3 protein-coding genes are annotated in these 3,519 nt (G+C 36.3%); 2 read left to right on the plus strand and 1 reads right to left on the minus strand.

The window, feature by feature from the left end; translation table 11 throughout:
- The coding region (locus NFR61_RS11010) for an ATP-binding protein (protein WP_251624106.1) at nucleotides 1-347 on the minus strand (347 nt) is incomplete at its 3' end.
- Between the two features lie 341 nt (nucleotides 348-688).
- Between NFR61_RS11010 and NFR61_RS11015 the strand changes: the two genes are divergently transcribed.
- Nucleotides 689-910, plus strand: a complete 222-nt coding sequence (locus tag NFR61_RS11015) for a helix-turn-helix domain-containing protein (RefSeq protein ID WP_251624108.1) — start codon at nucleotides 689-691, stop codon at nucleotides 908-910.
- Between the two features lie 1,301 nt (nucleotides 911-2,211).
- A complete protein-coding gene (locus tag NFR61_RS11020) occupies nucleotides 2,212-3,411 on the plus strand; it encodes a tyrosine-type recombinase/integrase (RefSeq protein ID WP_251624110.1) in 1,200 nt (399 codons plus the stop codon).
- Nucleotides 3,412-3,519: the final 108 nt, after the last annotated feature.

The following is a 3,519-nucleotide window of genomic DNA, read 5'->3' on the forward strand; positions in this document are numbered from 1 at the left end:
AAAGTAGCTATCAGATATAATCCATCACCATGCCTTGCATTAGCATCTCCAAGTCTAATACCAGCATTTATTCCCTTGAAAACTAAACCTCCTCCTTCATCCTCTACACAGATGACTACATCCGTAGGATGTTTCGTAGCTGTAAGTGTCAGTGTTTTGCCTTGTTTACCATTATTTCCATATAAGATATAAGTACGTACAGCATTTATAACGGCTATCGTTATGCATCCCATAAGAAAAGAAGGAAGTTTAAAACTATCGATAACAAGCTCTATAAAATTATCTACAGCTGCTGAACTTGTCATTTGTGCGGGAATAGTTATGGATAATTCATCTATTTTATTCATTAATTTGTACCTGAGTGTTTAACCTAGATATTTTCCTCCTGTCCGGAAAGTTAACTTGAGCCGAATTGAATGGCTCCGCTACTTTCCGGTCTCGCTCGAAATCATTGAAAAAGTCAGAATAACTCATCAGAGTTATTTCCGATTTTTTCAACAATTTCTGCTATCCACCAATTCCAATTAGTAATAATTACTTTTATATATTCAAACATATACCCTACTTTATGTGTATCGTATAGTCTACTACTATTTATTATTTCTATCACTATAAAACCCACTACACCTAATTATTATTAGGTATCACACATCCAAAATATGCCGTTATTCGTAATGAATTTACAATTATGAAAACGGCTGTTGATTTATATGCCATTGAGATGGTAAAGAAAATGCGAAAAGAAAGAGATTATTCACAAGAAGCCCTTTCTTACGCGTTAGGATTTGATGGCTCTTTCATCAGTCAATTTGAAAATGGAAAAGCCACTTATAATATTGAACATCTCAATAACATCGCTAAAGTCCTAAAATGCTCTCCCCGAATTTTTTTACCAGAAGAGGCTATTTAAATCATTCATAATTCTATAAAAATGTATAAAAAAGCGCGGAACTGTTCCCAATCTGACATCTCAGGTATCGCCAAACACCTCGTTATACAGAAAGACAACAGCCCACGCTAGAAAAGCGTGAACACATTGTCAAATCTTGTATAACTTAGAAATTGGCGATTTCGGATGTCAAGATTATGACAAATTCACAATATTTTGAGGCGGATTTCTCCGCTTCTTTTCTTATCTACAAAATTAATAAACTATTTTAAATCCCCAAAGAAACAATTGGTTATAATCCTTAATATAAGTCAGGAATCATGACCTTTCAAACAATAAAATCAGTAGCTGAGATTAACTATAAATTCTTCTGCAAACTCAACTTCCACCCAACATACCAATATTTCACTGTTGGTTGGTTACAACGTTGGGCCGGATATTGCAAGCATTCATACAACATACATATATCGGATGGGATAGCCATCTTTCTGTTGGTACGTACCAACTTTAGTCCATTGTAACCAACCGTTCTTTGTTGGTGTGTATGGCAAATAAAGGGGAAAGGTTATTTGTATCAATACCTCAAACAACTGGCAGTGGCTAACACAATTAAAAAACGGATTCCGCATAGATAAGTCACCTAATTTTGTCACCGAACGATAACATCGTGTGAGGAGTTTTTCCCCTCCGCCTATCAGCTCATTGGTAATCCGCCTTCCGGTGGATTTTATTAGCGTCAGCTAATAGCGAGTTGTATTTTGAGTGCCTCAAAATTTTTCGAGTAACTCGAAACTCGCCCTCACACTTTGTGTTCGGGAAAGGGGACTCCCAAGTCGTCTTTCCCCCATATAAAATACCATAAAACTTGAACTAAAATATGACATACTTAAAATAGACAACAGTATAAAATACTGTCAAAGCACATAAGGCAAATAAGAAAATTGTTAAAAAAGGGTTTGGAAGACATTATTTTTTCTATATTTGTCTATGAAACAAAGCAGAAACCAGAAGACAATTCCTGCCAGTTTAGTGCCAATAAAACGTTACTGAATCGTTACGGTATACACGTGATTGTTTGGAAACGGTTTGAAAGTTAACAAGATAAGATCCATAGGTTTAAGGACCAGCTGGATCACAGAGAGAAGTAAGATGTAATCATTAAAAGTGGAGAAAACCTTTCTAAACAAATGTTTTAGGAAGGTTTTTTCTTTTTCTGTATATCCGTTCGGAGCCAAGAAAAATCTACCTTAGTTATTTGTCTTTGTAAGTATTTAAAGCGACTGACTTAAATTGTAAAACATTCTATTAAAGAGAAATAACGTATGGCAAGTATTAAAGTTAAATTTCGTCCTTCTTCTGTATCGGGGAAGGAAGGCTGTATTTATTATCAAATTATTCAAAGTCGCACGGTGCGGCAATTAGGAACAAACTACCGTATTTATGCAGAGGAATGGAATAAAGTTCAGGGAACGGTTTTTATAAATACCGCCTCTCCGGAACGTTATCATTATCTTCTTTCTGTCAGGGAATGGATACAGAGAGACCTCAGGCGTTTTGAAAAAATATTGAAAAGCAATTGTTCGGTGGATGAAATTGTACGGAAACTTCAAAATTTGGTCAAGGAAGAATCGTTTCTTGCTTTTATGGAAAGAGTGATTGTACAATTAAAGCATTTGAACCGGGAACGGACGGCAGAGACTTATAAAGCTACGTTCCGCAGTTTTTTTCGGTTTCATAGTGAGAAAGATATATTATTGGATGAGATGACCTCCGATTTGATGCAAGAATACGAGGCTTATTTGAAGTTGCGAGGTATCGCCATGAATACGATATCTTTTTATATGCGCATTCTGCGGGCAGTATACAACCGAGCTGTGGAGAAAGGGATGGCAGAGCAACGTTATCCGTTTAAACATGTTTATACGGGGATAGACAAAACGATTAAGCGGGCATTGACATTGAAAGATATCAGACAGATAAAAGACTTGAATTTAGCTCTTCATCCGGTATTGGATTTTGCTCGGGATATGTTCCTTTTTTCATTTTATACCCGAGGGATGTCATTCATAGACATGGCTTATCTTAGGAAATCGGATGTAAAAAACGGAGTTCTTATCTATCGTCGTCGTAAAACGGGGCAACAGCTTTCAATCAAATGGGAGAGATGTATGCAGGAAGTAGTAGATAAATATGATATTGTTGTGCCGTCAGCTTCTCCCTATTTATTACCGATAATAACGGTTACGGATGCTCAAAGGGCTCGACAACAGTATAAGAATAAACTATATTCGGTTAATCTCAATTTGAAACGAGTGGCGGCACGAATCCGGTTGCCGATACCATTGACGACTTATGTGGCGCGTCATTCGTGGGCAAGTATTGCGAGAAACAAGAATATTCCTCTTTCCGTGATTAGTGAAGGAATGGGACACGATTCTGAGATGACAACGCAAATTTATCTCGCATCCTTGGAATGCTCCGTTATAGATAATGCCAATGCGCTAATTTTAAAAGACTTGTAACAGGGAAATAATTATTGGGTAAAAAATAGGCTCTCTTGTTAAGAGACAAACAGAATAATACAAAAGTATATAAAATCTTGAAATATCCTATTACACTTTTCTAAAAGT

The sequence above is a fragment of the Odoribacter lunatus genome, assembly GCF_943193135.1.
GTDB lineage: Bacteria > Bacteroidota > Bacteroidia > Bacteroidales > Marinifilaceae > Culturomica > Culturomica lunata.